Source organism: Mesorhizobium sp. M1E.F.Ca.ET.063.01.1.1, from assembly GCF_003998155.1.
Taxonomy (GTDB): domain Bacteria; phylum Pseudomonadota; class Alphaproteobacteria; order Rhizobiales; family Rhizobiaceae; genus Mesorhizobium.
Window position 1 is genome coordinate 1 of sequence record NZ_RZSC01001576.1, and the last position, 476, is coordinate 476.

At 69.3% G+C, this 476-nt stretch carries 1 protein-coding gene and 1 pseudogene; one reads left to right on the top strand and one right to left on the bottom strand.

Features of this window, described 5'->3' with window-relative positions; translation table 11 throughout:
- Positions 1 to 217, top strand: a pseudogene (locus tag EOA29_RS39870) (polyprenyl synthetase family protein); the annotation flags it as partial.
- 45 nt (positions 218 to 262) lie between these two features.
- Here the strand turns inward: EOA29_RS39870 and EOA29_RS39875 are convergent.
- Positions 263 to 476, bottom strand: a 214-nt coding sequence (locus tag EOA29_RS39875) for a LysR substrate-binding domain-containing protein (protein WP_245468864.1), incomplete at its 5' end; no start/stop codon positions are given.

Below are 476 nucleotides of genomic sequence, written 5' to 3' on the forward strand. Positions count from 1 at the left end.
GCTCGACCTCACTGCGGACGCCGAGCAGATGGGCAAGGCGACGAAGAAAGACGCCGCCGCCGGCAAGGCGACGCTCGCCGCGCTGCACGGCCCCGACTGGGCGCGCGAGCAGCTCCACGGCCTGATCGACCAGGCGCATGCGCTGCTCGATCCCTATGGCGAGGAGGCGGCCCTGCTCAAGGCCGCGGCGACTTTCGTGGCGACGCGCAACAGCTGAACTGCGGTGCCGGCAGACCACGCCAGCCGGGCACCGATCCGATCGTCACAGCCTTGCCTCGGCGAAAATGCGCGATGCCCACTCCAGAAAGGCGCGCAGCCGCGGCGCGAGCTGCCGGTTTTGCGGATAAAGTGCGAACAACGGCGTCGGCGTCGGCGGAAAATCCTCCAGCACCTCGATCAGCGTCCCGTCGGCCAGATCCTTTTCCAGCCGGTAGCGCGGTGCTTGCAGCAAGCCGAAGCCGAGGCGCGCCAGCGCG